Below are 25,760 nucleotides of genomic sequence, written 5' to 3'. Positions count from 1 at the left end.
GGGGGCGCTTTCCATACTGTGCGGCAAGGCGCGGCATCCGTCCGCGCCATCCCGAACCGCATCAGGAGGCGGCAACATGGACAACACCCTGCGCGAAAAAGCGTACTTCGACACCCGCGCCACCCAGGAGATGGCGCAGCACCTGCGCGCCGTGCCGCGCAGCATCCAGGAGACCATGGCCTACGCCTGCCGCATCCTGGCGATGACCGAGCAGGAGGCCGGCCTGGCCGGCCAGATCAGCGTGCGTTCGGAGCGCCCCGGCGCCTACTGGACGCTGCGCTTCGGCCTGGGCTTCGACGAGGCCACGCCGGCCGACTTCATCGAGGTCGACCGCGACCTGCACACGCTCACGGGCGAAGGCATGGCCAATCCGGCGACGCGTTTCCACCTGTGGGTCTACGAGGCGCGGCCCGACGTGCAATCCATCATCCACACCCATTCGCCGTGGGCCTCGGCGCTGGCGGCGGCGCGCCAGCCGCTGGTGATCGCGCAGATGGACATGACGCCGCTGCACGACGACTGTGCCTTCCTGGGCGAATGGCCCGGGGTGCCGATCGCCGACCAGGAGGGCGTCATCATCTCGGGCGCGCTGGGCGCCAAGCGCGCCATCATCCTGGCGCACCACGGCTACCTGACGGCCGGCGCCAGCTGCGAGGAGGCGACCTACCTGTCGGTCTACCTGGAGCGCGCGGCCCGCATGCAGATCCGCGCGCAGGCCTTCGGACCGCTGACGCCGGTGGACGACGCGCTGGCGCGCGAGGCGCACGACTACCTGCTCAAGCCGTCGATCGTCCGCGCCACCTTCGACTACTGGTGCCGCCAGACCCACGGCATCGCGCCGCTGCCGGCCCGCTGATACCCAGCCGTACCCACAACGATACTTTCAAGGGGAAGTCACGATGATGACGACCAAGACGCCGCGCGCGCGTTCGCGCCGGGACTACGTAACGGCCGGCCTGGCCAGCATGATGGGCACCACCATCGAGTGGTACGACTTTTTTCTCTACGGCACGGCCGCCGCGCTGATCTTCAACAAGATCTTCTTTCCGTCGTTCGATCCGCTGACCGGCACGCTGGCCGCGTTCGCCACCTATTCGGTGGGCTTTTTCGCGCGGCCGCTGGGCGGGGTGATCTTCGGCCACTACGGCGACAAGATCGGCCGCAAATCGATGCTGCTGATCACGCTGCTGCTGATGGGCGTGCCCACCATCCTGATCGGCCTGATTCCCTCCTACGACCAGATCGGCTACTGGGCGGCGGTGCTGCTGGTGCTGATGCGCTTCCTGCAGGGGATCGCGGTGGGCGGCGAGTGGGGCGGGGCGGTGCTGATGGCGGTCGAGCACGCGCCCGAGGGCAAGAAGGGTTTCTTCGGCAGCCTGCCGCAGGCCGGCGTGGCGCCGGGCCTGATCCTGTCGTCGCTGGCGATGGGCGCGGTGGCCGGCTTGCCGGAGCAGGACATGCTGTCCTGGGGCTGGCGCCTGCCGTTCCTGGCCAGCGTGGTGCTGCTGGCGGTGGGCTGGTTCATCCGCGTCAAGGTGGCCGAGTCGCCCGACTTCGAGCGGATGCGCGAGCAGGGCGCCAAGGTCGAGGTGCCGGTGGCCGAAGTCCTCAAGCATCACCGGCGCGCGCTGTGGACGGTGGTGGGCGCGCGGCTGGCCGAAGTCACCTGGTTCTATACCGTGGTCACGTTTTCGCTGGCGTACGCCACCGGCACGCTGGGCATCCCCCGTTCGGTGATGCTGGACGCCACCATCTGGGGCGCGGCGCTGGCGTTGTTCACCATGCCGCTGTTCGGCATGCTGGGCGACCGCGTCGGCCACAAGTGGGTGTTCATGGCCGGCTCGGTCGGCATCCTGGCGTGCGCGCCGCTGTTCTTCCAGTTGCTGGCCACGGGCCAGACCGGCTGGATCATTGCCGCGGTATGCCTGGCGGTGGGATTGGTCTACGCTTGCCTGTACGGCCCGGAGGGCACGCTGTTCTCCAGCCAGTTCCCGGCCGAGGTGCGCTACACCGGCATTTCGCTGGCGGTGCAGGTGTCGGGGGCGATCGGCGGCGGCCTGGCGCCGATCGTCGCGACCTGGCTGCTGGCGCGCGCCGGCGGCGATCCGAAATACGTGGTGTGGTACCTGAGCGCGCTGGGCGTGATCGCGGTGTTCAGCGCCTGGCGCATGCGCGGCGATGCGCCGGCGCGGGCCGAGCTGGGCCTGCCGGCCGGCGCGCGGACCTGAGGACGACATGAAGACCATCGACTATTACTTCTGGATGAATTCCGACTGGGCCTATCTGGGCGCGGACCGGCTGGAGGCCCTGGCGGCGCGCCACCAGGCGCGCATCCGCTACCTGCCGGTGGACCTGCCCGATGTCTACGCACGCACCGGCGGCGTACTGCTGGGCCAGCGCGCGCCCGAGCGCCAGGCCTACCGGGTGACCGAGCTGGCGCGCTGGTGCCGCAAGCTCGGCATCCACGTCAATCCGACGCCGGCCTACATGTGCCCGGACGCGGGGCTGGCCTCGCGCATCGTGATCGCGGCCGATGCGCGAGGCCTGCCCGTGGCGGCCTTGTACAAGGCCATCCTGGCGGCCGAATGGTGCGAGGACCGGGATATCTCGTCGCCGGACACGCTGCGCGCCGTCCTGCGGGAACAGGGGCTGGATGCCGAGGCGCTGATGGCCGCCGCCGAACAACCGGCGGCGCATCAGGCCTACCGCGACAATACCGACGCGGCGGTGGCGGCTGGCGTGTTCGGTTCGCCGTCGTACATGTATCGCGGCGAACTGTTCTGGGGGCAGGACCGGCTGGATATGCTGGAAGAGGCGATCGCCCGGCCGGCATGAGCCGCGCGCCAGCCCGCCACGCGGTCGCGGCGCGGGCCCGGGCGCGGGGGCAACCGTGTCGGCGCCAGCGCTTCGGGCGGGCCGCCGCCGCGATGGCGGCGCCCGCCGTCGTTCACTTCGCCGCCGCCTTCACCAGCGGGCAGGTGGACTTGGACAGCGGCATGAAGGCCTCGTCGCCCGGCAGCGTCGCCACCAGCTTGTAGTAGTCCCAGGGCCGCTTGGATTCGGCCGGGGTCTTGACCTCGAACAGGTACATGTCGTGCACCATGCGGCCGTCCTCGCGGATGCGGCCGTTGGTGGCGAAGAAGTCATTGATCGGCATGGCCTTCATCTGCTTCATCACCGCGTCCGGCGCGTCGGTGCCAGCCGCCTGCACCGCCTTCAGGTAGTGCATCACCGAGGAATAGGTGCCGGCCTGGCTCATGTTGGGCATTTTCTTGAGCTTGTCGTAGTAGCGCTGCGACCAGGCGCGGGTCTGGTCATTCATGTCCCAGTAGAAGGCCTCGGTCAGCATCAGGCCGGCGGCCGCGTCCAGGCCGATGGCGTGGATGTCGTTGATGTACAGCAGCAGGCCGGCCATCTTCTGGCCGCCTTGTGTCAGGCCGAATTCGCGCGCCGCCTTGATGGCGTTGACCGTGTCGCCGCCGGCGTTGGCCAGGCCGACGACCTGGGCGCGGCTGGCCTGCGCCTGCAGCAGGTACGAGGCGAAATCGCTGGTGCCGAGCGGGTGGCGCGCCGCGCCCAGCACCGTGCCGCCGCGGGCCTTCACCACTTCGGTGGCCGAGGCCTGCAGGGTGTGGCCGAATGCATAGTCGGCGGTCAGGAAGTACCAGCTCTTGCCGCCGCGGTCGACGGTGGCGCGGGCGGTGGTGTTGGCCAGCGACCAGGTGTCGTAGGTGTAGTGCACCGAATAGGGCGAACACAGGTCGTTGGTGATGCGTTCGGTGCCGGGGCCGCTGAAGACCACGATCTTCTTTTTCTCGCGCGCCACCTCCAGCACCGCCAGCGCGGGCGCCGAGCCGGCCACGTCCAGGATGGCGTCGACTTTCTGCGTGTCGTACCACTCGCGGGCGCGGGCGGCGGCGATGTCGGCCTTGTTCTGGTGGTCGACCGCCAGCAGCTCGATCTTCTTGCCCAGCACCGTGCCGCCGAAGTCGTCGATGGCCATCTGCGCGGCGGTGGCGCTGCCCTTGCCGGTCACGTCGGCGTAGACGCCGCTCATGTCCAGGATCAGGCCGAGGCGGACGATGTCGTCGGAGATGGCGGCGGGCGCGGCCTGCGCCAGGGCCGCGCCGCTGAACAGCAGGCTGGCGCCGCAGGCGGCGGCCACGGCTGCCAGGGGTTTGGCCAGCGGGAGGCGGGTTGTCGGGTTGCTGCGTTGCTGCGAAATCCGGGGCATGGGGGTCATGGTTGTCTCCATTTATGGTTATGCCGGATGCTTGCGGGTACTGCGGCGCTTGGCTGGAGGGCGGCGCTTTTATAGTGGGATGATCGGATGGCGCGCGGGCAAAGCCGGGGTGTCCGCGCGGCCGCCTGGCGCCTCTGGTTGCGATGCGGCCTAGCGCTGGCTCAACAAGTCGAACTCCATGCGCACCTTGCGGAACGGGAATTCCAGCCGCGCGAAATACACCACGCGGCCGTCGATGCAGGCGTAGCGGCGTAGTTCGGCCACCGGCGAGGACACCGGGATGCGCAGCGATTCGGCCGATTCCTGGCCGGCCTCGATCACGTTGAGCACCTGGCGCGCCTCGCTGATGCGGGCGCCGTAGAACTGGTCCAGCACCGGCGCCACGGTGCTTTTCTGGATGCGGGCGCGGTGCTTGCGGAACAGACTGCTTTCCAGGAATACCTCGCTGTAGCAGAACGGCCCGGCCTCGGTGGTGTGCACGCGCCGCAGGTACTGGAAACGGCCGCCGCGGTCCGCCGCGCACGGCATGCCCAGGGTGTCGGGCAGCGGCGAGTCGGCGCTCGACTCCACCAGCGATACCGTGCCGAGTTGGTTGCTCAGTTCGACGGTTTCGGCCCAGGTCTTGGGAATCAGCAGCGTCGGCGTCTCGGGCAGGTCGGCGTTGACGAAGGTGCCGGAGCCGCGCGAGCGCCGGATCAGGCCGTCCTGTTCCAGTTGGCCGAGGGCCTGGCGGATGGTGGCGCGCGAGATGCCATAGGTTTCCATCAGCGCTTCCAGCGGCGGGATCTGCTGGCCCGGCCGCCAGGTGCGGTTCTGGATATGGCTGCGAAACAGCGCCGCCGCCTGCAGGTAGAGCGGCTGGGGGCTGTGCGAGAAAAGCGGGCGCGCGGGCATGGGTCGGATCGGTCAGGAGGTGGCGGGGGCGGCGAGCAGGGCGTCGGCCATCTCGCGCAGCCGGTGTTTCTGGATTTTGACCGAATTGGCGCTTTCCACCGAGGGGAACGCGTCCAGCACCGTGAAACCGGCCGGCACCTTGAAGCCGGCCATGGCCTGTCTGCAGGCCGCCGTCCAGCCGGGCGCATCGGCGCTGGCGCCGTCCCGCAGCAGCACGAAGGCGTAGGGCACGGTCTTGCCGTCGCGGATGGCGCCGACCACCTGGCAGGCGCGCACGCCGGGCAGCGACTCCACCATCTGCTCGATCTCGACCGGGTTCACCAGGAAGCCGGACAGGCGCAACGAGTCGCCCATGCGGGTCTGGAACACGAACTGGCGCGGGTTCAGGGTGTAGCCCAGGTCGCCGGTCTTGAAGTAGCCGTCGTCGGTGCAGGCGCGGGCGGTGGCCTCGGGGTTGTCCAGGTAGCCGCGCATCAGGCTGGGCGACAGGATTTCCAGTTCGCCCGATTCGCCGTGCGGCAGCACCTGGCCGCTGGCCGGGTCGCGCGCCCGCACGCGGGCCTCGGGATAGATCAGCGTGCCGCCGGGCTGGTGGCGCGCGGCCACGTCGCCTTCGGCCGGGTCGCGCGGCTGGCCGGCGACCAGGGCGATCAGTTCGCTTGACCCATACAGCCCGGTCAGCGGCACGCCGGCCTCGCGCGCCAGATCCAGCATGTGGTCCAGCGCCGGCGTGAAGCTGGCGAAGCCGAACAGCCGCGCCGAGGCGAACGCGCCGGGCGCGCCCGCCCGCATCATGGCGACCAGCGCCTCGTTGTTGGCGTAGGTGTGGGTGACCCGGTGGCGCTGGATCGCGGCGGCCGATTCGGCCGCGTCGAACACCGGCGCGCACACCACCGGCGCGCCGTGCGCCAGGCCGCCCGCCAGCGTGGCGAAGCCGAACGCGCCGCAGAACGGCGCGCTGGCCAGCACGCGGCTGTGGTCGTCATAGCCGAAGGCGCGCGCCACCGCCGCGCCGTGGCGCAGCAGGGTGCGCTGGTCGTGCAGCACGAACTTGGGCTGTGAGGTGGTGCCGGACGTGGTGAAGCACAGCACGCCCGTATCGGGCTGGGGCGGCGGGGGCGTGTCGGCGCAGGCGCGCAGCTCGGCGTAGCGGTGCACCGGCTTGCCGCGCAGCGAGGCGGCGATGGGCTCGTCCGTCTCGGACACGGCGACGATGCCTTGCAGCCGCGCCAACGATTCGGGCGCGACGCCGTCCAGGATGCCCTGGAAGTCGATGCCCTTGAAGCCGGGCCAGAACACCAGCCAGTCGGCGCCGCCGCGGCCCAGGATGTCGGCCAGTTCCCGCGCGCGAAAGCGGGTGTTGACCGCTAGCACCAGCGCGCCCAGGTGGGCGCAGGCCAGGAAGGTCTCGACCCAGGCGGCGCAGTTGGGCAGCCATACGGCCACGCGCTGGCCGGGCTGCACGCCGATGCGCGCCAGGCCGGCGGCCAGGGCGCGGCTGCGCGCGCGCAGGTCGGCGTGGCTGATGGCCTGGTCGCGGTCGATCAGGGCAGGGCGGTCGGGGTGGTGCGCGGCCAGCGCGTCGAGGTGCCGCGAAAACAGGGCGGGGAGCGACGTCATGGGCCTACACCGTGGCGATGGGGGTCACGGGCGAGCCCACCGCGCCCGGCAGGCGCAGCGGCGGCGCGGTCAGCAGGAAGCGGGTGCGGCCCTGCGCGTGCAGCCAGTCGGCCAGCGCCTTCAGGTACCACAGCTCGGCCAGCGGCACGCCCAGCTTGAACAGGCAGTGATGATGCAGCGGCAGGATCGAATGGCCGGGGCCGGCGGTGCGGGCCGGATAGGCCTCGACCGCGTAGTTGTCGGCGCAGATCGCCGCGATGCCGCTGTCGGTGATCCATTCCAGCAGCGCCGGATCGGCGCCGTCCAGCACCGCGCCGGTCTGCTCCAGGCGGTGCGGGTCGGGCTGGCCGTCCATCTCCACCAGTGTCTCGGCGAAACCGGTGCGCAGCACCAGCATGTCGCCCGGCTCGACCACCACGCGCTGCTCGCGCATCGCCGCCTGCAGCTGGGCATGGCCCACCAGGGTGCGGCCGGGGCCGAAGGCGCGCGCCAGGTCGACCAGCACGCCGCGGCCCTGCATGCCTTTCTCGGCGTAGCGGTTGATGCCAAGCTTGCGCGCGTACGAGCCGCCCGGCGGGCAGCAGGCGTCGGGCGCGGCATCATCGCCGCCGAACACGTCCACGCCCGCGGCATAACCGTTGTAGTAGACGCGGCGGGCCTGGCCGTCGCCCTGGATGTCGAACTGCGCGCCGACGTGGCACAGGCCGTCCCACTGGGTCGAGTATTGCAGGCTGAGCGTGACCTGGTCGTCCGACAGCACGTCGACGGCCTCGGGCTGCAGGCGCGCCATGGCGAAGTTCAGGTAGGGCGTGCCGTCGCGGAAGGTCGGCTTGAGTTGCGGCGGATGGCGGCGCGGGTTGAGCACGTTGCCGCCGGGCAGGTCCAGCGGCAGCGACAGGCAGAAGACCTTGCCAGCCCGCACTTCGCGCACCGCTTGCAGCACTTTCTCTTCGGTCAGCAGGTTCAGGCGGCCGATCTCGTCGTCCGGCCCGAAGTCGCCCCAGGTCGATCCCTCGGGACGGCGCGTCCAGCGTTTCATGGTCTGTCTCCAGTGTGTTTTTCGTGTTCTTGTGAATATAGTACGTATTTACGTACTATAGGAAGTGTCCGCATCCCGCGGACGCCCATCGACAGCATCCGCCCCCAGGCGGAGCCAGAAGAAATCCGCCCCGAGCGGATTCGCGAGGAGACAGATCCATGACGCATTCCCTGCACAGGCGCGCCGGGCGGCGCGCGCTGGCCGCGGCGGCGCTGGCCGTGCTGGCCGCCGCCCCGATCCCTGCGGTCCAGGCGGCCGGTTATCCGGAGCATCCCGTCACCGTGGTCGTGCCGTATCCGCCGGGCGGCGGCGCCGACATCTTTGGCCGCGCCATCGCCAACGCGCTGCAGCCGGCGCTCAAGCAGACCGTGCTGGTCGAGAACAAGCCGGGCGCGGGCGGCAACATCGGCATGGCCTACGTGGCGCGCGCCAAGGCCGACGGCTACACCCTGGGCCTGGGCACCATCGGCACCCAGACCATCAACCAGTTCCTCTACAGCAACATGACGTTCGACCCCGAGCGCGACCTGGTGCCGATCGCGCTGGTGTCGACCACGCCCAACGTCATTGCCGTCAGCGCCAAGTCGCCCTACAGGACGGTGGCCGACGTGATCCAGGCGGCGCGCCAGTCCAGGGACAGGAAGCTGACCTACGCCTCGCCGGGCGTGGGGTCGTCGGTGCACCTGACCGGCGCTTATTTCGAGGCCATGGCTGGCGTGACGATGCTGCACGTGCCGTTCAAGGGCACCTCGGCGTCGCTGCCGGCGGTGGCCGGCGGCCAGGTCGACCTGCTGTTCGACAACCTGCCCGGCGCGTTGGCGCAGATCAAGGACGGCAACCTGGTGCGCGGCGTGGCGGTCACGTCGGCCGCGCGCGATTCGTCGCTGCCGGACCTGCCGACCGTGGCCGAGTCCGGCCTGCCGGGTTTCGACGTGACGGCGTGGTTCGCGCTGTACGCGCCGCGCGGCACGCCCGAACCGGTGGTGCGCCAACTGATCGAGGCGGCGCGCAGCGGCCTGGCCACGTCCGCCATCGCCACCAATTTCGCTACCATGGGCGCCCGGCCCGGCACGCTGTTCGGCGCGGATCTGGCTGCGTTCGAGCGCCAGGAGCGCGCCAAGTGGGGCGGCCTCATCAAGGACAAGGGAATCACCGCGCAATGACAACCCCCCTCGCATTGGTTACCGGCGGCAGCCGGGGCATCGGCCGCGCCATCGTCGCGCGCCTGTTGCAGGACGGCTTCGAGGTCGTCAACTTCAGCCGCCGGCCGCCGGAATCGGCGTTGCCCGGCGAACGCTTCCAGTCGGTGGACCTGGGCGACGCCGCCGCCACGGCCGCGGCGGCCACCGCGCTGGCGGCGGCGCGGCCGGTGCTGCACCTGGTCAACAACGCCGGCATGATCCAGGTCGCCGACATCGAAGCCGTGACCCAGGATGAACTGGCGCGCATGGTGGCGGTGAACCTGACCGCGCCGTTGCTGTTGATGCAGGCGCTGCTGCCCGGCATGCGCCAGGCCGGCTACGGCCGGGTCGTCAACATCGGCAGCCGCGCCGGCCTGGGCAAGCCGGGCCGCACGGTCTACGGCGCCACCAAGTCCGGCCTGGTGGGCATGACGCGCACCTGGGCGCTGGAACTGGGCAAGGCCGGCATCACGGTCAACACCGTGGCGCCCGGGCCGATCGCCACCGAGTTGTTCGACCAGTCCAACCCGCCGGGAGACCCCAGGACGGTGGCGCTGGAAGCCGCCATTCCGGTCGGCCGCATCGGCCGGCCCGAGGACGTGGCGCACGCCGTGTCCTCGTTCCTGGACCGGCGCGCCGGTTTCATGACCGGGCAGGTGCTGTATGTCTGCGGCGGCATGTCGGTGGGGCTGGCGGGGTAGGACCTTGGCGGGGGCGGGGCGGACCCGGCGGGCGGCCTCGCGTCAGTCGCGCGGGTCCAGCGGCCAGCGGAAAGGCGGCGTGATCTCCACCTGCAACCCCGCGCCGGCCAGCACGGCATGCAGTCGGATGACCTCGAGCGCCAGGACGTTCTCGGCCACCGGCAGGTCCTGGGCGATCAACGCGCGCGCCTGTTTGACGCCGATGCCCAGCGCCACCGCCAGGCGGGCGATGGCGCGGGCCGGGGCCAGGTCGCCGGGCCGCGCGCGCAGCGTGTAGGGCGTGTAGTCCATGATCGGGTGGTTGGGGTTGGTGGTCGCCACCATCCAGCCGCAGCTGCCGCAGCGCGCGATCAGGCTCAACCCCTGTTCGGTGATGACCTGGGGCTGGCCGCATTCGGGACACGGGGAGGCGGATGCGTTCATGGCGTGCGAGCCGATCCCGGCGGCTGGCCGGCGCTCCCGAGCGCATGGCGCAGGACCTTGCCCGAGGCCCGGCCCGCCGCGCGCAGCGCGCCGTCCCGTTCGCGCCGCAGCTGGCGCAGCACCTCGCTCGGCGTCACGCCGAAATGCGCCGCGAACTTGCGCTGGAAGGTGCGGCGCGACATATGGCAGGCATCGGCCATATCGTCGACGGACCAGCGCGCCGACAGGCTGGCCTCGATTTTCTCGACCAGATCGCGAAACGGCGCCGCCAACCGGTCCTGCAGGCGCAGTGACTGGCTGTACTGCCGCTGGTCGCCGTCGCGGCGCATGAAGACCACCAGCCGGCGCGCCACATCCTGCGACACCTGGGCGCCCACGTCGCGCTCGATCAGGGCCAGCGCCAGGTCGATGCCGGCGGTCACGCCGGCCGAGGTCCAGATGGCGCCGCTCTCGATGTAGATGCGGTCGTCTTCCACCTTCAGGCCGGGATGCCGCTGGCGCAGGCGGTCCGCGGAGCGCCAGTGGGTGGTGACGCGGCGGCCGTCGAGCAGGCCGGCCGCGGCCAGCAGGAAGGCGCCGGTGCACACGCTGCAGGTGCGGCGCGCCTGCGGGCTGCGGCGGCGCAGCCAGGCCAGCGTCTCGCCGTGCGCGGCGGCCTGGTCGATGCCGGGGCCGCCCGGCACGAACAGCATGTCGATCGGCGCGTCGTCGTCGCTGGCGAAGGTGGCGTTGACCTGCATGCGCAGGCCCTGGTCCCAGGTGCCGACCACCGGCGTGGCCGCGACGGTGCTCAACTGATAGCCGGCGCCGCCTTCATCGTTGGCGCCGCTGAAGGCCTGCCAGGGGCCGGCCAGGTCGAGCGGCTGGAAACCGTCGTACAGCAGGAAGACAATGCGTTTTGGCGCGATCGCGCCCGCATTTGGCGCACGCGCGCCGGCGTGTCGGTCTACGCTGGCGGTTCCGATCCGTGAAGGAGCATCGTCGTGCATGTCAATATTCTCTTGTTCGAAGGGCTGACCCAGCTCGATATGACCGGGCCTTACGAGGTGCTCGCCGCCGCGCCCGGGTTCAGCGTCGATTTTGTCGCAAAAACGCCCGATCCGGTACGCAGCGACCGCGGCCTGCGTTTCGTGCCGACCCAGACCCTGGCGTCGGCGCCGCCCTGCGATCTGCTGGTGGTGCCCGGCGGGCCGGGGACGGATGATGCCATCCTCGACCCGGACTGGGTAGCCTTCACGCGCCGGCAGGCGTTGGGCGCGCGCTACGTCTTCGGCATCTGCACCGGTTCGCTGCTGCTGGGCGCAGCCGGCCTGCTGCGCGGCAAGCGCGCCTCCAGCCATTGGCGCGCGCGCGAACTGCTGGCGCATTTCGGCGCCGTGCCGACCGATGCGCGCTTGTGCGTGGACGGCAACGTCTTCACCGCCGGCGGCGTCACCTCGGGCATCGACATGGCCCTGAAAGTGGTGGCCACGTTGTGCGGCGACGAGGTCGCCAAGCTGATCCAGCTGCAGATCGAATACGACCCCGAGCCGCCATTTCCCGGCGGCACGCCCAGGACCTCGGAACCGGCCATCGTGCAGCGCTACCTGGCGCAGTCGCAGGCGCGCTTCGAACAGCGCAGCGCCAAGGTACGGCAGGCGGCGCTCAATGTCCCAGGTGGTCCAGCGGCAACGGACTCTGTGGCTTGACGGTCTGGATCGCGAAGTTGCTGCGGATGTCCTTGACGCCGGGCAGCTTGAGCAGCGTGCCAAGCAGGAAGCGTTCGTAGGCGCGCAGGTCGGGCAGCGCCACCTGCAGCAGGAAGTCGGATTCGCCTGACACCAAATGGGCCGCCACCACTTCGGGCAGGGCGCGGACTTCCTTGCGGAACTGCTCGGCGTCGCGCTCGTGGTGGCGCTCGACCTTGACGCCGACGAACACCGTCAGGCCCAGTCCGACCTCGTCCGGCGCCAGCCGGGCCTCGTAGCCCTGGATCACGCCGGCCTCCTCCAGCAGCCGCACCCGCCGCAGGCAGGGCGAGGGCGACAGGCCGATCTGTTCGGCCAGCTCGACGTTGGTGAGGCGGCCGTTGTGCTGCAGGGCCTCGAGAATGCGCTGGTCATAGGCGTCCAATTGGCGTTTTGGCATGAAATTGGAATTAGGAAGGGTTGATTGGTTCAGTATGCCAATCATGTTATTCCGGTTGGTATGAATAGCAAGCACATGCCGAGGCCTTTTCCCTAGAATGATCGCCATTTCCCGCAGCACGGAGCGTGGCGCATCATGGCCGATATGGCGTTGTTTCTTGGGGCATTGTTGATTGTCTATGTGGTGCCCGGGCCGGACATGATCCTGCTGCTCGAAACCGGGGCCCTGCGCGGGCGCGGTCAGGCGCTGGCGGTGGCCGGCGGGCTGGCCGTGGCGCGCGCCGCTCACGTGACGCTGGCGGCGTTGGGGCTGGCGGCGCTGTTCAAGGCCCATCCCTGGGCTTTCGATGTGGCGCGCACCGTGGGCGGGGGCTATCTGATCTGGCTGGGCGCGCGGTTGCTGCGCGCCGGACCGCTCTCTTATGGCGTGGCGCAGGCCGCGCAGGCGGCCGCGCACGGGCCGGGCCTGGGCGCGGCGTTTTTCAGCGGCGTGCTGACCAACTTCCTCAATCCCAAGGCATTGCTGTTCTGCTCGGTGCTGCTGCCGCAATTCATCTCGCCGGCGCAAGGGCCGATCGGCCGGCAGTTCGCGTTGCTGGGCGTGATCCTGGTGAGCCTGGGCCTGGCGTTCGACGTGCTGTGCGCCTTGGCGGGCGGCTCCTTGGGCCGCTGGATGCAAGCCCATCCGCGCGTGCAGAAGTGGCAGGGCGCGGTGTTCGGCGGCGCGCTGATCGCCTTCGGCCTGCGGCTGACGCTGAACCGCTGAGGCGGGCCGGCGCGCGCGGCGCGGCAACCATGAAAAAAGGGCCTGACTCGCGTCAGGCCCTTGCCTTATTTGCCGAAGGCGAAGGACGTTTCGTCCTCGTCCTGATCCTCGTCGTCGGCACGCGCCGGCAAGGCGCGCGCGCCGTCGGCCAGCATCTCCGCCTGCGTCAGGCCCTTGGTCAGCTCCAGGGCCTGGCGCTCGAACAGGCGCCGGTACAGGCCGCCCTTCAAGCGGATCAGCTGGTCATGGCTGCCTTCCTCGATGATGCGGCCGCGGTCCATCACCAGCAGGCGGTCCAGCGCGCGCACCGTCGACAGGCGGTGCGCCACCACCAGCGTGGTGCGGCCCACCATCAGGCGTTCCATGGCCTGCTGGATCAGCACCTCGCTTTCGCTGTCCAGACTCGACGTGGCCTCGTCCAGAATCAGGATCGGCGCATCGGCCAGGAAGGCGCGGGCGATCGCCACGCGCTGGCGCTCGCCGCCCGACAGCTTGACGCCGCGCTCGCCCACCAGCGTCTCGTAGCCCTTGGGCAGCGCCATGATGAAGTCGTGCGCGCTGGCCAGCCGCGCCGCCTGCTCGATCTCGGCCTGCGTCGCGCCGGGGCGGGCGTAGGCGATGTTCTCGGCCAGCGTGCGGTGAAACAGCACCGGCTCCTGCTGCACGATCGCGATCTGGCTGCGCAGCGACGCCTGCCTGACCTGGGCGATGTCCTGCCCGTCGATGGTGATGCGGCCGCCGTTGACGTCATACAGGCGCTGGATCAGCTTGATGAACGTGGTCTTGCCCGAGCCCGAATGCCCGACCAGGCCGACCCGCTCGCCCGGCGCGATGCGCGCCGAGAAGCGGTCATACAGCGCCGCCTCGTGTCGGCCATAACGGAAGGTCACGTCCTCGAAGCGGATCTCGCCGGCCGTGACGCGGATTGCGCCCGCGCCAGCGCGATCGTCCACGCCCAGCGGCTGTTTCTCCAGCGCCACCAGTTCCTCCATGTCGTTGACCGAGCGCTGCAGGTTGCGGATATGCATGCCCACGTCGCGCAGGTGGCCCTGCAGCATGAAGAACATCGTCAGCGCGAAGGTGATGTCGCCGACGCTGGCCTGGTTGCGCGACCACAGCAGCAGCGACGCGCCCAGGATGCCGGCCTGCATCGCCACCAGCATCGCGCCCTGGATGCCGCCGTTGATCGTGGCGCGGATCCAGGTGCGGCGCGTGCGCCGGCGCCACTTGTCGACCACGCGCCCCAGGCGCGCTTCCTCGCGCGTCTCGGCGCCGAAGGCCTTGACGACCGGGTTACAGCTGACCGCGTCGGCCAGCGCGCCGCCCATGCGCGTATCCCAGGCGTTGCCCAGCCGCGCCGCCGGGGCCACGTAGCCCAGCGACAGCGCCGCCGTCACCGCGATGTACAGCACCGAACCCAGGCCCACCACCAGGCCCATCACCGGCCAGTACACGCCCAGCAGCACGGTGGCGCCGACCAGCATCACCACCGAGGGCAGCAGCGCCACCAACAGCGTGTCGTTCAGCACGTCCACCGCCCACATGCCGCGCGTGATCTTGCGCACGGTCGAGCCGGCAAAGCTGTTGGCATGCCAATCGGTGGAAAAGCGCTGCACCCGGTAGAAGGCGTTGGAGACCATGCCGTTCATCATCTTCAGGGTGAAGACGATGATGTTCTGGAACACGCCCTGGCGCAGCAGCGTGCTGCCGATGCCCAGTGCGATCAGCAGCCAGAACGCGGTGACGGCCGCGCCCCAGACCTGGGCGTCGGACGAGGCGCCGGAGGCCACCGCGTCGACCAGCCGGCCCGCGTACAGCGGTGTCAGCACGTCGGCCACGGCCGACAGCAGGGCCAGCGCGACGATAAGAGCGGTGCGCCAGGGCTGGGCGCGCCAATAGCGGAAGGTAAAGCCGAGGACGTCCTTGAAGGCTTGTCCTCGCAGATCGATTTTTGTTCGATTCATTGCGATCGCCCGGCAACGCGAAGGCGCCGGTTTCCTTGTGGGAAGAAGGTGATACGACCTGCGCCTCACGGCGCGGGCATTGCGTTCAGGGGTTTGGGGCGGGCGCGGCGGACCAGTCGCCAGGTAGTCTGGCGATGGGGCCGCGCGGGCGACGACTTAACGGCGTCGCGGAGATACGCGCGGGATGGCGGTATGCGGATTCATCATCTTGCGCCTCCCAGGTGTAGGTGAAGGGAAAAAAGAATGGGCACAGGCCCGAATTGAAGATTCTATAGAAGTGGTGTAGGCGGATCAACCGCGCGGGCGGTGGGGGATTGCGGGCGTGTGGGTTTTTCCCCACGGCGATGATGGGGCGCGCGTGGCGGGCGGCGCGGCCGTCGTGGGCAGTGCGGGCGGCGCGCCGGATGGCGGCGGAGCGCGGGCCGTCCGCCTTGAAGGGAGGGGGGAAAGGGAGAGGGGGTAGAGGAAGGGGGAATGGCCGGCGCGCCACGAAGGCGCGGCGGCCGGCCACGTGGTTACTTCAGGAACCCTGTCGAGATCCACGGCACCGCGGCGATGACCACGATGCCGACCGCCATCGAACCCAGGTAGCCCAGGATGGGCCGGATGCCGGCTTCGGGCGCGACCCGGCCGATGGCGCAGGCGGCGTAGTAACCCACCCCGAACGGCGGCGCGAACAGGCCCAGGCCCATCGACAGGATCACCACCATCGCGTAGTGCACCTCGTGGATGCCCATCTGGTGCGCGATGGGGAACAGCAACGGACCGAAGAGCACGATGGCGGGGATGCCTTCCAGCACGCTGCCCAGGATGACGAACGCCACGATCGACACCGCCATGAAGGTGGCGGCGCCGCCGGGCAGGCCGGCCATGGCTTGCGCCAGCTGGGTCGAGAAGCCCGATTGCGTCAGGGCCCAGGCCATGGCGGTGGCGGTGCCGATGATCAGCAGGATCGAGCCCGACAGGCAGGCCGTGTCGACCAGCATGGGCTTGAGCCGCTTGACGTCAAAGCAGCGGTAGACCAGCAGTCCGATCAGCGCGGCGTAGACGATGCCGATGGTCGAGACCTCGGTGGCGGTAGCCACGCCCTCGACCACCGCCGCCCGGATCACGAACGGCAGCGCCAGCGCCGGCAGCGCCACCAGCAGGGCGCGGCCGATCTGGCGGCCGCTGGCCTTGCGCACCGCGCTCAGGTCTTCGCGGCGGTTGCGCCACCAGACCACCAGGCACAGCATCACGCCCAGCACCAGCCCGGGCAGCAGGCCGCCCGTGAACAGCGCCGTGATCGACACGCCGGTGACCGAGCCGATGGTGATCAGCACCAGGCTGGGCGGCACGGTCTCGGTCTGCGCGCCGGTGGCCGACAGCAGCGCCACCAGGTCGCCCTCGTCGGCGCCGCGCTCGCGCATTTCCGGGAACAGCACCGGCGCCACCGCCGCCATGTCGGCGGCCTTGGCGCCCGAGATGCCCGAGACCACGTACATGGCGCCGATCAGCACGTAAGACAGGCCGCCGCGCACGTGCCCCAGCAGGCTGGCCAGGAACGCCACCATGCGCTTGGCCATGCCGGTCATCTCGATCAGCACGCCCAGGAACACGAACAGCGGCACCGCCAGCAGGATCAGGTGCGACATGCCTTCGTCCATGCGCCCGACCACCACCATCATCGGCACGTCGGTGGTCAGCGACAGATAGCCGAAGGTGGCCAGCCCGAACGAGAAGGCGATCGGCACGCCCGCGAACACCGTGGCCGCCACCACGCCGACGAAGAAGATCAGCAGGTTGAGGTTGCCCAGTCCCGCCAGCACCGGCTGCAGCGCCGTCAGGGCGGCCACCACGCCGCCGACCAGCAGCAGCGCCAGGCCGGTGACGCGCCACTGCGCGCGTTCAACCAACCGCAGCAGCGCGATCAGCAGCATCAGCGCGGTGCCCACTGGCAAGGCCGCGGCGCGCCAGGCGTTGGGGATTTCCAGCGCGGCGGTGGTGACGTACTGTTCCTCCGAGGCGTACTCGTAGCCCGGCGCCTGCAGCAGCAGCAGGAACGCCAGCGCCGCCGCCACGGCCACCATGTCCAGCAGCGCGCGGGTGCCAGGCGAGGCGCGGTTGACCAGCGCGCCCATGCGCATGTGCTCGCCACGGCGAAAGGCGATCACCGCGCCCAGCATGGCCAGCCACAGGAACAGGATCGAGGCCAGTTCGTCGGACCATACCAGCGGCGTGTGCAGCACGTAGCGCGCCACGATGCCCGAGAACAGGATGACGATTTCCGCGACCACCAGGATGGCCGCCGGAATCTCCACCAGGTGACCCAGGGCGTTGTCCAGCGTGATGGCCCAGGGGCGGCGCGCGCCGGACGCCGGGCCCGCCTCGGCCCGCAGCGCCGCCGGATGCGTCAGCGCAGCCCTCATGACAGACTCCCGGCCGCCTGCTCCAGCAGGCCCCAGGCCTTGTCGCCGTACTTTTCCTTCCAGCTGGCGTAGAAGCCGGCGCGGCGCAGCGCGTCGCGGATGGGGGCAGGGTCGGGGGTGTTGAAGGCCAGGCCCTGCTCGGCCAGCTTGGTCTGCAGCTGATTGTTGAGCGCCAGCACGTCGGCGCGCTCGGCCATGCCGGCGGCGTTGATGTGTTTGGCGACGACCTCGCGGATGTCGGCCGGCAGCTTTTCCCAGGCGCGGCGGTTGCCCAGGAACCAGAAGCCGTCCCACATGTGGTTGGTCATCGAGCAGTATTTCTGCACTTCGTACAGCTTGGCGGTCTGGATGATGGCCAGCGGGTTTTCCTGCGCGTCCACCACGCGGGTCTGCAGGGCGGAATAGGTTTCGTTGAAGTTGATGCTGGCCGGCGACGAGCCCAGCGCCTTGAACATCGAGGTCCACAGCGGGCTGACCGGCACGCGGATCTTCAGGTCGCGGAAGTCGTCCGGGCCGCTGATGGCGCGCGAGCTGGTGGTGACCTGGCGAAAGCCGTTGTCCCAGATGCGGTCCATGACGAACAGGCCCTTGCCATTAATGTCGGCGCGGATGTGGGCGCCCAGGTCGCCGTCCATGGCCTTCCAGACCGAGGCGTAATCGGGGAAGGCGAAGCCCACGCCGCTGATCGACGCGCTGGGCACCAGGGTCGACAGGATCAGCCCCGACAGCGTGAAGAACTCGACGGCGCCGGCGCGCAGCTGGCTCAGGGTGTCGGTGTCGGAGCCCAGCTGGCTGCTGGGGAACACCGCCAGTTCGAAGCGGCCGCCGGTGTCCTTGAGGATGTTCTGCGCGGCCTCGTTGGCGCGCAGGTTCATCGGGTGCGAGGGCGGTAGGTTGTTGGCGTACTTGTAACGGAACTGGGGCGCCGCCAGCGTGCGCTGGAACGGGGCCAGGGCGAGCAGCGCGCCGCCTCCCGCGGCGCGCATGAGGTTGCGTCGAGTCGTGTTCATGCTGTCTCCTTGGTTATGAGATCCGGCCGCCGTCGAGGACGGCCGGATAAAGCGCCTTGCCAGGCCTGTTGCTTTATCTTTGCATGAGGTCCATTATGTGGACCTGCTTACTACCCTTAAATTTATTTAATCACATTGATTCACTAGCGTAAATCAATAAAACTGGTGCAGAATGAAAAAACAAAATCAGGTTAATGGTCCACAAAATGGACCTGATGAAAACACAGGCGGAGACGTGACGGAGACCTCATCCCAGGTCGGTGGCGCCCAGGCGATATCCCGCGCCATGCTGGTGCTGCGCGCGGTGTCGCGCACCCGCGGCGAAGGCGCGGGCCTGCTGGCGTTGACGCGCGACACAGGCATGAGCAAGCCCACCGTGCACCGCATCCTGGCCGCCCTGGCCGCCGAAGGCATGGTCGAACAGGACCTGGCCAGCCGCCGCTACTTTCTGGGCCCCGAATGCCACGTGCTGGGCAACATCGCCAGCGAGCGCTTTGGCATCAACCGCCTGGCCGCGCCGGTGGTGGCGCGACTGGCGCACGAGTGCGGCGATTCCGCCTTCTTTTCGCTGCGCCGCGACGTGTTCGCGGTCTGCGTGCTGCGCGAGGACGGCGACTACCCGCTCAAGACCCACGTGCTGCTGCCGGGCGACCGGCATCCGCTGGGCATCGGCGCCGGCAGCCTGGCGATCCTGGCGGCGCTGCCCGACGACGAGGTCGACGCCTGCCTGCAGGCCAATGCGGCCCTGATCGAGCGGCGCTATCCGCATTACTCCGTGGCGCTGATCCGCACGCTGGTCGATGAGGTGCGCGAGCAGGGCTATGCCGTCAACCGCGGCCTGGTGGTGCCGGGCTCGTGGGGCATCGGCATGCCGCTGCGCGATGAGCAGGGCCACGTGCTGGGCGCCCTGAGCATCGCCGCGGTCGAATCGCGCATGGACGAGGAAAGACAGTTCCAGCTGGCCAAGCTGTTGTCACGCGAGGCCAAACGCCTGCTTGCGCAGGCCAACCCGGCAGGCCGCGAGGCGCGGGCGCGCCCGCAGGCCGCCAAGCCCAAGCCCTGATCCGCCGTGCCGGCGGGGCGGGACTGCCAACAGAGGAGACAGCAATGAGCAAGCGTGCCGTCATCGTGGGGTGGTCGCACACCCCGTTCGGCAAACTCGACGACCCCGACACCGAAAGCCTGATGGCGCGGGTATCCGGCGCCGCGCTGGAGCATGCGGGCATCAGCCCGGAGGCGGTGGACGGCATCTATGCCGGCGTCATGAACAGCGGTTTCCAGAAACAGGATTTCCAGGCCGCGCTGGTGGCGCTGGCCGACCCGGCGCTGGCTTATGTGCCGGCGACGCGGCTGGAGAATGCCTGCGCCACCGGCTCGGCCGCGCTGTACGCGGCCATGGATTTCATCGAGGCCGGACGCGGCCGCGTGGCGCTGGTGGTGGGGGCCGAGAAGATGACCGCGCGTTCCACCGAGGACACCGGCGACATCCTGCTCAATGCCAGCTACCGCAAGGAAGAGGCCAACCTGCCGGGCGGCTTTGCCGGCGTGTTCAGCCGCATCGCCACCGCCTATTTCGAGCGCCATGGCGACCACGGCGAGGCGCTGGCCCGCATCGCGGCCAAGAACCACGCCAATGCGCTGGACAACCCTTACGCGCAGATCCGCAAGGACCTGGGCTTCGCGTTCTGCAATACCGTCTCCGAGAAAAACCCTTATGTGTCGGCGCCGTTGCGCCGCACCGATTGCTCGCCCATTTCCGACGGCGCGGCGGCGCTGGTGCTGGCCGACGCGGAAACCGCGGCGGGCCTGCGCCGCGCCATCGGCTTTCGCGCCCGGCGCCACGTCAATGACTTCCTGCCGCTGAGCCGGCGCGATCCGATCGCGTTCGAGGGCGCGGCGCGCGCCTGGCGCGAGGCGCTGGCCGATGCCGGCGCGACCCTGGACGACCTGAGCCTGGTGGAGACGCATGACTGCTTCACCATCGCCGAACTGATCGAGTACGAGGCCATGGGCCTGGCGCCGCGCGGCCACGGCGTACGGGCGCTGCGGGAGGGCTGGGTGCAGAAGGGCGGACGTCTGCCGGTCAACCCGTCGGGCGGACTCAAGGCCAAGGGCCATCCGGTGGGCGCCACCGGGGTGTCGCTGCACGTCATGGCGTGTCTGCAACTGGCCGGCGAGGCCGGCGCCATGCAGGTGCCGGACGCGACGCTGGCCGGCGTCTTCAACATGGGCGGCGCGGCCGTGGCCAATTACGTCAGCATCCTGGAGCGCGTCAAATGAGCGGCCCGCTGGAGCAGGCCCTGGCGCCGCCGGGCGGGGTGGCGCCGGTGTCGCGCCGGGCCATGAACCTGGCGCATTTCCTGGTGCAGGCGGCGCGCCGCCACCCCACGCGCGCAGCGCTGGTCTGCGGCGAGGCCCGCCTGAACTGGCGCGAGCTGAACACGCGCACGGCCGCCCTGGCGCGGGCGCTGGCCGAGCGCGGCGTGAGCAAGGGCGACCGGGTGCTGGTGCACGCGCGCAACAGCTTCGCGTTCGCCGAAACCCTGTTCGCCGTGCTGCGGCTGGGCGCGGTCTGGGTGCCGACCAATTGCCGCATCTCGCCGGACGAGGCGGTCTATCTGGCGCGGGCGGCCGGGGTCAAGGCCTTCCTGTGCGAAGGCCAGTCTCCCGGGCACGCGGCGGCCGTGGCGCAGGCCATGCCCGACCTGGCCTTGCTGGCGCGGCTGGGCCCCGGCGAGTTCGGCGAGGCCGACACCGCTTCCCTGATCGCGGCGCATCTGGATGACGCGCCGGCGGCCTGCGCCGACGTGGACTATGACGATCCCTGCTGGTTCTTCTTTACTTCCGGCACCACCGGCCATCCGAAGGCGGCGGTGCTGACGCATGGGCAGATGGCGTTCGTGCTGACCAACCACCTGTGCGACCTGATGCCGGGCACCACCGAGCACGACGTCAGCCTGGTGGTGGCGCCGTTGTCGCATGGCGCGGGCATCCATTTCCTGACCCAGGTGGCGCGCGCCGCCGCCACCGTGCTGCCCGAGGGCGAGCGCTTCGACCCGGAAGAGGCCTGGCGCCTGGTGCAGGCGCATCGGGTGACCAACATGTTCACCGTGCCGACCATCGTCAAGCTGTTGGTCGAGCACCCGGCGGTGGACGCCTTCGACCACTCCAGCCTGCGCTACGTGATCTACGCCGGCGCGCCCATGTACCGCGAAGACCAGAAGCGCGCGCTGGCCAAGCTGGGCCGGGTGCTGGTGCAGTACTTCGGGCTGGGCGAGGTCACGGGCAACATCACCGTGCTGCCGCCGCAACAGCACCATGACGGCGACGGCCCCGAGGCGCGCGTGGGCACCTGCGGCTACGAGCGCATCGGCATGCAGGTCAGCATCCAGGACGAGGCCGGCAATCCGCTGCCGGCGGGCCGGACGGGAGAGATCTGCGTCTGCGGGCCGGCGGTGTTCGCCGGCTATTACGACAACCCGGGCGCCAATGCCAAGGCCTTCCGCAACGGCTGGTTCCGCACCGGCGACCTGGGCTACCTGGACGACGCGGGCTACCTCTACATCACCGGCCGCGAATCCGATATGTACATCTCGGGCGGCTCCAATATCTATCCGCGCGAGGTCGAGGAAAAGGTGCTGGCGCATCCGGCGATCGCGGAGGCGGCCGTGCTGGGAGTGCCGGACCCGGTGTGGGGCGAGGTGGGGGTGATGGTGTGCGTGCTGCGACCCGGCGAGACACTGGAAGAGGAGGCCCTGCTGGCCTGGCTCGGATCGCGCATGGCGCGCTACAAGCTGCCGCGCCAGGTGTTCTTCTGGGATGCGCTGCCGCGGTCGGGCTACGGCAAGATCACCAAGAAGCTGGTGCGCGAGGCCCTGCGCGAGCGGGGCTGCCTGGCGCCCGCCTAGGAAACGGGGCCGCCGCGCGGCGGCCGCGCAAGAGGGTGCGGACATCGCGAACACATCGCGAGCACACAACGAGGAGACCGAATCATGGATGGAGCGCAGGAAGCGGTGCTGGTCACGGGGGGCGCGTCGGGCATTGGCCTGGCCGTCGCGCGTGGCCTGCTGGGCGCGGGACGCCGGGTGCTGGTGGCCGACGTGTCGCAGGAACGGCTGGACGAGGTGCGAGGCCTGGCGCCGGCGGATCGGTTGGGCTGCGTGCGGATGGATGTGTCCGACGAGGCGCAGGTGAGCGAGGCGATCGCGAGGCTGGAGTCCGACTTCGGGCCGATCGCCGGGCTGGTCAATTCGGCGGGTATCGGCCGCGACGTGCCGTTCCTGGAGACCGACGCGGCGTTGCTGCGGCGGATCCTGGAAGTGAACCTGGTGGGGTCGTTCGTGGTGGCGCGCGAGGCGGCCCGGCGCATGCGCGATCGCGGCCGCGGGTCGATCGTGAACATCGCGTCCGTGTCGGGCATCCGCGGCAACGCGGGCCGCGCGGCGTACGGCGCTTCCAAGGGAGGCGTGGTGACGCTGACCCGGGTGATGGCGGTGGAGCTGGCCGCCTACGGCATCCGCGTGAACGCGGTGGCGCCGGGGCCGATCGAGACGCCGCTGGTGGGGCAGATGCACACCGACGAGGCGCGCGCGGCCTGGCGCCGGGTGGTGCCGCAGCATCGCTACGCGGCGCCGGAGGAACTGAACGGCACTATCGGCTGGCTGCTGGACGAGTCGCAGTCCAGCTACGTGACCGGGCAGGTGATCTGTGTGGACGGCGGCTTCACCGCGGCGGGCATGCTGCCGGCGGTGCATTGACGCCCGCGTTTTCAGCTTTCATTCCCATCTTGCGCCACAAGCGCACGGAGTGCACATCATGCGAACCACCACCGTGGATCGTTCGTTGCGGGGATCACCGGTATTGCCCCGCCCCAGGACGCTGATACACCCGGGAGCCTTCAACCCGGTCCGGATACACAGCCGCTGCGCGCGGCGCGGCCGTCATGTCCGGCTGGCGCTGCAGCCCGGCGCCAGTCTGTTCGAGGCGCTGGTCAATGGCCTGGCGCCGCTGGGCGTGGAGAACGCCTCGATGACGCTGCTGAGCGGAGAATTCAGCCATCTCGACTACTGCACCGCGCCGCCGGACCCGGCGCATCTGCGGGTGGTGGCGTACACCGCGCCGATCGCGGCGGGCGCGGCCACCCTGATCTTCGGCAACGCCACGCTGGGCAAGGGCGACAACGGCGAGCCGCTGGTGCACTGTCACGCGGCGTTCTGCGATCAGGGCGGGGCGTTGCTGGGCGGGCACCTGATTCCGCAGACATCGATCGTGGGCGCGGGGCCGGTGACGGTACTGGTGACGGCGCTGGAAGGCTTCGAACTGCGCGCCACTTATGACCCCGAAACCAATTTGTGGCTACTGCAGCCGCGGGAGATCTGACGATGATGCCGGCCGAGGTCGAAAGCGGAAGCATGGGGCGGGTGGCGTATGCGCGCATCGGGCCCAACGAGGATCTGGTGCAGGGGGTCGAGAAGCTGTGCCTGGCGGAGGGGTTTCGCAACGCCTTCGTGCGCGGCGCGCTTGGGAGCCTGGTGGATGCCTGCCTGTATGCGCGGGGCGGGGAGGTGCGGCAGCTGGAGGGGCCGGCGGTCGAGATCGTGAGCCTGGCGGGAGAGGTGCGCGCGCAGGCGGACGGGTCGGTGGTGGCCTCGTTGTCGGGGGTGGTGGCGGACCCGGCGGGGCGGGTGCACGGCGGGGTGTTCGTCCCCGGGGCGAACCCTGTCTGCATGACGTTCGAGGTGACGTTGGAGGAGTGGCTGCCGGACGGGTGATTTGCGCGCGGGGTTGCCGCCGCCATTGGTCTTGCTGGCCGCGAGACGGGGGGGGACGGGCTATGCCGACCATCCCAGCAGATGGATGGCGATACCCGCCACGCAACACACGCCTAGCGTGGCCATCATTCCCGCCTTGAAGCGAAAGAGCATGAACATGGCGACGGCGGCCAGCAGCAAGGACCACGGGTCCAGGCTTGCCAGGACGGGAATCTGCAGCGTGAAGCCATGCGCGTGCCTGACCTCGACCTGCCCGAACAAGGTGTGCAGGGCGAACCAGATCGCCAGGTTCAGGATGACGCCGACCACGGCGGCGGTGATGGTCGAGAGCGCCGCGCTCAGCGCCTTGTTGTTGCGCAGCGATTCCATGTACGGGGCGCCAACGAAGACCAGCAGGAAGGAGGGGGCGAACGTCGTCCATTTGGCGAGCACCCCTCCCAGCGTGCCCGCGAGGGCCGGATCGAGGGCGCCGGGCTGGCGGTAGGCGGCCATGAAGCCCACGAACTGCACCACGCTGATCAACGGGCCGGGCGTGGTTTCGGCCATGCCCAGGCCGGCCAGCATTTCCCCGGGCGCGAGCCAGTGGTAGTGCTCGACCGCCTGTTGCGCCACGTAGGAGAGAATCGCATAGGCGCCGCCGAACGTGACCACCGCCATCTTGCTGAAGAACTCGGCGATTCGCGTATAGACGTTGTCGGTTCCCAGCAGCGTCACCAGGACGGCCAACGGAGCCAGCCAGGCGACCAGGTTGATGGCGAGGATCTTGATCGCCCGGGCCAGAGAGGGCTTTACGTGTTCCGGAACTTCGATGGCGAAGGCGGCGTCGATGGCGGCCGTCTGTCCTTCGTCCTTCGCGGCGGCGCCGTGGCCAGCCCCCGCCTTGATGCCCTGCCATCCCAGCGCGTTGCCGGCCAGGCCTGTCGCCGCGGCGGCGGCGATGATGAGGGGGAAGGGCGCGGCCAGGAAGAAAATGGCAATGAACGAGAGCCCCGCGACGCCCACCATCGTCCGCGTCTTGAGGGCTCGACGCCCCACCCGCTGGACGGCTTCCAGCACCACCGCCAGCACGGCCGCCTTCAAGCCGAAGAACAGCGCCTGGACCACGCCCACATCGCCGTAGCTCGCATAGATCCAGCTCAGGACGCCCAGGGCGATCAGGCCCGGAAAGATGAACAGAATGCCCGCGACCAACCCACCGCGGGTGCGGTGCAGCAGCCAGCCGATGTATACCGCCAGCTTGTGCGCTTCAGGGCCGGGAAGCAGCGTGCAGTAGTTCAGGGCGTGCAGGAATCGCGTTTCGCTGATCCAGCGCTTTTCCTCGACGAGAATCCGGTGCATCACCGCGATCTGTCCGGCAGGGCCGCCAAAGCTCAGGGCCGCGACGCGGCACCAGACCCAGAACGCCTCGCGGAAAGACACGCCGTGACGCTCGTGCGCCGGAACCCGTGGCTTTGTGGAATCGCCTGCGTCGAGCGGCTCGGCCGTTTTGGCTTGCATCTTTTCACCTGCTTGTTCTGTTCGTTGCCCGGTTTTTTCGGTGGGTCGTTGACTATGGGATATCGGCCAGGCGGTTCATGGCGGTTTCCGGCAGATAGCCTGCCGCGCCGATCGGTC

At 69.7% G+C, this 25,760-nt stretch carries 24 protein-coding genes; 13 read left to right on the top strand and 11 right to left on the bottom strand.

All coding sequences use genetic code 11. From position 1 onward, the window contains the following. Nucleotides 1-76: 76 nt before the first annotated feature. Genes AruCF_RS17030 through AruCF_RS17020 form a run of 3 tightly spaced genes read left to right on the top strand, consistent with a single transcriptional unit; the run spans nucleotide 77 to nucleotide 2,835 of the window. On the top strand, nucleotides 77-856 hold the full coding sequence (locus tag AruCF_RS17030) for an aldolase (RefSeq protein WP_049074652.1): 780 nt from the start codon (nucleotides 77-79) through the stop codon (nucleotides 854-856). A 43-nt stretch (nucleotides 857-899) separates the two neighbouring features. Further along, entirely contained in the window at nucleotides 900-2,228 is a 1,329-nt protein-coding gene (locus tag AruCF_RS17025) for an MFS transporter (RefSeq protein ID WP_049074650.1), read from the top strand. Nucleotides 2,229-2,235: 7 nt separating this feature from the next. Continuing rightward, on the top strand, nucleotides 2,236-2,835 hold the full coding sequence (locus AruCF_RS17020) for a 2-hydroxychromene-2-carboxylate isomerase (protein WP_049077925.1): 600 nt from the start codon (nucleotides 2,236-2,238) through the stop codon (nucleotides 2,833-2,835). A 112-nt stretch (nucleotides 2,836-2,947) separates the two neighbouring features. On the opposite strand, the gene AruCF_RS17015 is transcribed toward AruCF_RS17020, so the two are convergent. The 4 genes from AruCF_RS17015 to AruCF_RS17000 form a co-directional block, all read right to left on the bottom strand. Then, nucleotides 2,948-4,243, bottom strand: a complete 1,296-nt coding sequence (locus tag AruCF_RS17015) for an ABC transporter substrate-binding protein (protein ID WP_211485722.1) — start codon at nucleotides 4,241-4,243, stop codon at nucleotides 2,948-2,950. A 150-nt stretch (nucleotides 4,244-4,393) separates the two neighbouring features. Beyond that, nucleotides 4,394-5,137, bottom strand: coding sequence for a GntR family transcriptional regulator (locus AruCF_RS17010; RefSeq protein ID WP_049074647.1), 744 nt, complete (start codon nucleotides 5,135-5,137; stop codon nucleotides 4,394-4,396). Nucleotides 5,138-5,149: 12 nt separating this feature from the next. Beyond that, the gene (locus tag AruCF_RS17005; RefSeq protein ID WP_049074646.1) at nucleotides 5,150-6,757 is read right to left on the bottom strand and encodes an AMP-binding protein; all 1,608 of its coding nucleotides are present in this window, start codon (nucleotides 6,755-6,757) and stop codon (nucleotides 5,150-5,152) included. A gap of 4 nt (nucleotides 6,758-6,761) precedes the next feature. Continuing rightward, complete coding sequence (locus AruCF_RS17000) at nucleotides 6,762-7,796, bottom strand: cyclase family protein (RefSeq protein ID WP_049074644.1); 1,035 nt, start codon at nucleotides 7,794-7,796, stop codon at nucleotides 6,762-6,764. A 158-nt stretch (nucleotides 7,797-7,954) separates the two neighbouring features. Between AruCF_RS17000 and AruCF_RS16995 the strand changes: the two genes are divergently transcribed. Beyond that, nucleotides 7,955-8,959: a Bug family tripartite tricarboxylate transporter substrate binding protein gene (locus tag AruCF_RS16995; protein WP_049074642.1), complete on the top strand. Its 1,005-nt coding sequence runs from the start codon at nucleotides 7,955-7,957 to the stop codon at nucleotides 8,957-8,959. Then, nucleotides 8,956-9,678 (top strand): SDR family NAD(P)-dependent oxidoreductase, encoded by a 723-nt coding sequence (locus tag AruCF_RS16990; RefSeq protein WP_049074639.1) that lies wholly within the window; start codon nucleotides 8,956-8,958, stop codon nucleotides 9,676-9,678. Before AruCF_RS16995 ends, AruCF_RS16990 begins: the two co-directional genes overlap by 4 nt. Before the next feature lie 42 nt (nucleotides 9,679-9,720). Here AruCF_RS16990 and AruCF_RS16985 read toward each other — a convergent pair whose 3' ends face one another. Further along, entirely contained in the window at nucleotides 9,721-10,101 is a 381-nt protein-coding gene (locus tag AruCF_RS16985) for a hypothetical protein (protein ID WP_049074637.1), read from the bottom strand. Continuing rightward, nucleotides 10,098-11,090, bottom strand: coding sequence for a GlxA family transcriptional regulator (locus tag AruCF_RS16980; RefSeq protein ID WP_080977450.1), 993 nt, complete (start codon nucleotides 11,088-11,090; stop codon nucleotides 10,098-10,100). The genes AruCF_RS16985 and AruCF_RS16980 overlap by 4 nt, the downstream gene beginning before the upstream one ends. Between AruCF_RS16980 and AruCF_RS16975 the strand changes: the two genes are divergently transcribed. After that, complete coding sequence (locus tag AruCF_RS16975) at nucleotides 11,085-11,789, top strand: DJ-1/PfpI family protein (RefSeq protein ID WP_049074634.1); 705 nt, start codon at nucleotides 11,085-11,087, stop codon at nucleotides 11,787-11,789. The two genes, AruCF_RS16980 and AruCF_RS16975, sit on opposite strands and share 6 nt — an antisense overlap. Here the strand turns inward: AruCF_RS16975 and AruCF_RS16970 are convergent. Further along, nucleotides 11,746-12,228 carry an Lrp/AsnC family transcriptional regulator gene (locus AruCF_RS16970; RefSeq protein ID WP_049074631.1) on the bottom strand — a complete coding sequence of 161 codons (483 nt, stop codon included), beginning with the start codon at nucleotides 12,226-12,228 and terminating at the stop codon, nucleotides 11,746-11,748. The genes AruCF_RS16975 and AruCF_RS16970 overlap by 44 nt on opposite strands. Nucleotides 12,229-12,363: 135 nt before the next feature. Here AruCF_RS16970 and AruCF_RS16965 point away from each other — a divergent pair, with 135 nt between their 5' ends. Next, the gene (locus tag AruCF_RS16965; protein ID WP_049074629.1) at nucleotides 12,364-12,993 is read left to right on the top strand and encodes a LysE family translocator; all 630 of its coding nucleotides are present in this window, start codon (nucleotides 12,364-12,366) and stop codon (nucleotides 12,991-12,993) included. A gap of 65 nt (nucleotides 12,994-13,058) precedes the next feature. On the opposite strand, the gene AruCF_RS16960 is transcribed toward AruCF_RS16965, so the two are convergent. The 3 genes from AruCF_RS16960 to AruCF_RS16950 form a co-directional block, all read right to left on the bottom strand. Beyond that, the gene (locus AruCF_RS16960) at nucleotides 13,059-14,957 is read right to left on the bottom strand and encodes an ABC transporter ATP-binding protein (RefSeq protein WP_049074626.1); all 1,899 of its coding nucleotides are present in this window, start codon (nucleotides 14,955-14,957) and stop codon (nucleotides 13,059-13,061) included. 515 nt (nucleotides 14,958-15,472) lie between these two features. Next, complete coding sequence (locus AruCF_RS16955) at nucleotides 15,473-17,365, bottom strand: TRAP transporter large permease (protein WP_049074625.1); 1,893 nt, start codon at nucleotides 17,363-17,365, stop codon at nucleotides 15,473-15,475. Further along, entirely contained in the window at nucleotides 17,362-18,375 is a 1,014-nt protein-coding gene (locus AruCF_RS16950) for a TRAP transporter substrate-binding protein (RefSeq protein ID WP_080977449.1), read from the bottom strand. Before AruCF_RS16950 ends, AruCF_RS16955 begins: the two co-directional genes overlap by 4 nt. Before the next feature lie 235 nt (nucleotides 18,376-18,610). On the opposite strand from AruCF_RS16950, the gene AruCF_RS16945 reads away from it, so the two are divergent. The 6 genes from AruCF_RS16945 (at nucleotide 18,611) to AruCF_RS16920 (ending at nucleotide 24,146) form a co-directional block, all read left to right on the top strand. Beyond that, entirely contained in the window at nucleotides 18,611-19,438 is an 828-nt protein-coding gene (locus AruCF_RS16945) for an IclR family transcriptional regulator (RefSeq protein WP_231891528.1), read from the top strand. 44 nt (nucleotides 19,439-19,482) lie between these two features. Next, nucleotides 19,483-20,655: an acetyl-CoA acetyltransferase gene (locus tag AruCF_RS16940; RefSeq protein ID WP_049074617.1), complete on the top strand. Its 1,173-nt coding sequence runs from the start codon at nucleotides 19,483-19,485 to the stop codon at nucleotides 20,653-20,655. Beyond that, on the top strand, nucleotides 20,652-22,283 hold the full coding sequence (locus tag AruCF_RS16935) for an acyl-CoA synthetase (protein WP_049074615.1): 1,632 nt from the start codon (nucleotides 20,652-20,654) through the stop codon (nucleotides 22,281-22,283). Before AruCF_RS16940 ends, AruCF_RS16935 begins: the two co-directional genes overlap by 4 nt. Nucleotides 22,284-22,367: 84 nt before the next feature. Beyond that, entirely contained in the window at nucleotides 22,368-23,132 is a 765-nt protein-coding gene (locus AruCF_RS16930) for an SDR family NAD(P)-dependent oxidoreductase (protein WP_049074614.1), read from the top strand. A gap of 58 nt (nucleotides 23,133-23,190) precedes the next feature. Beyond that, nucleotides 23,191-23,754 carry a PPC domain-containing DNA-binding protein gene (locus AruCF_RS16925; protein ID WP_049074613.1) on the top strand — a complete coding sequence of 188 codons (564 nt, stop codon included), beginning with the start codon at nucleotides 23,191-23,193 and terminating at the stop codon, nucleotides 23,752-23,754. A 2-nt stretch (nucleotides 23,755-23,756) separates the two neighbouring features. Next, nucleotides 23,757-24,146, top strand: coding sequence for a PPC domain-containing DNA-binding protein (locus AruCF_RS16920; RefSeq protein ID WP_049074612.1), 390 nt, complete (start codon nucleotides 23,757-23,759; stop codon nucleotides 24,144-24,146). 60 nt (nucleotides 24,147-24,206) lie between these two features. Here AruCF_RS16920 and chrA read toward each other — a convergent pair whose 3' ends face one another. Beyond that, on the bottom strand, nucleotides 24,207-25,643 hold the full coding sequence (gene chrA / locus AruCF_RS16915; protein ID WP_049074609.1) for a chromate efflux transporter: 1,437 nt from the start codon (nucleotides 25,641-25,643) through the stop codon (nucleotides 24,207-24,209). Nucleotides 25,644-25,760: the final 117 nt, after the last annotated feature.

This window comes from Achromobacter ruhlandii (genome assembly GCF_002082135.1).
GTDB classification, from domain to species: Bacteria; Pseudomonadota; Gammaproteobacteria; order Burkholderiales; family Burkholderiaceae_B; genus Achromobacter; species Achromobacter ruhlandii.
This window is presented reverse-complemented; position numbering and strand designations above follow the sequence as displayed.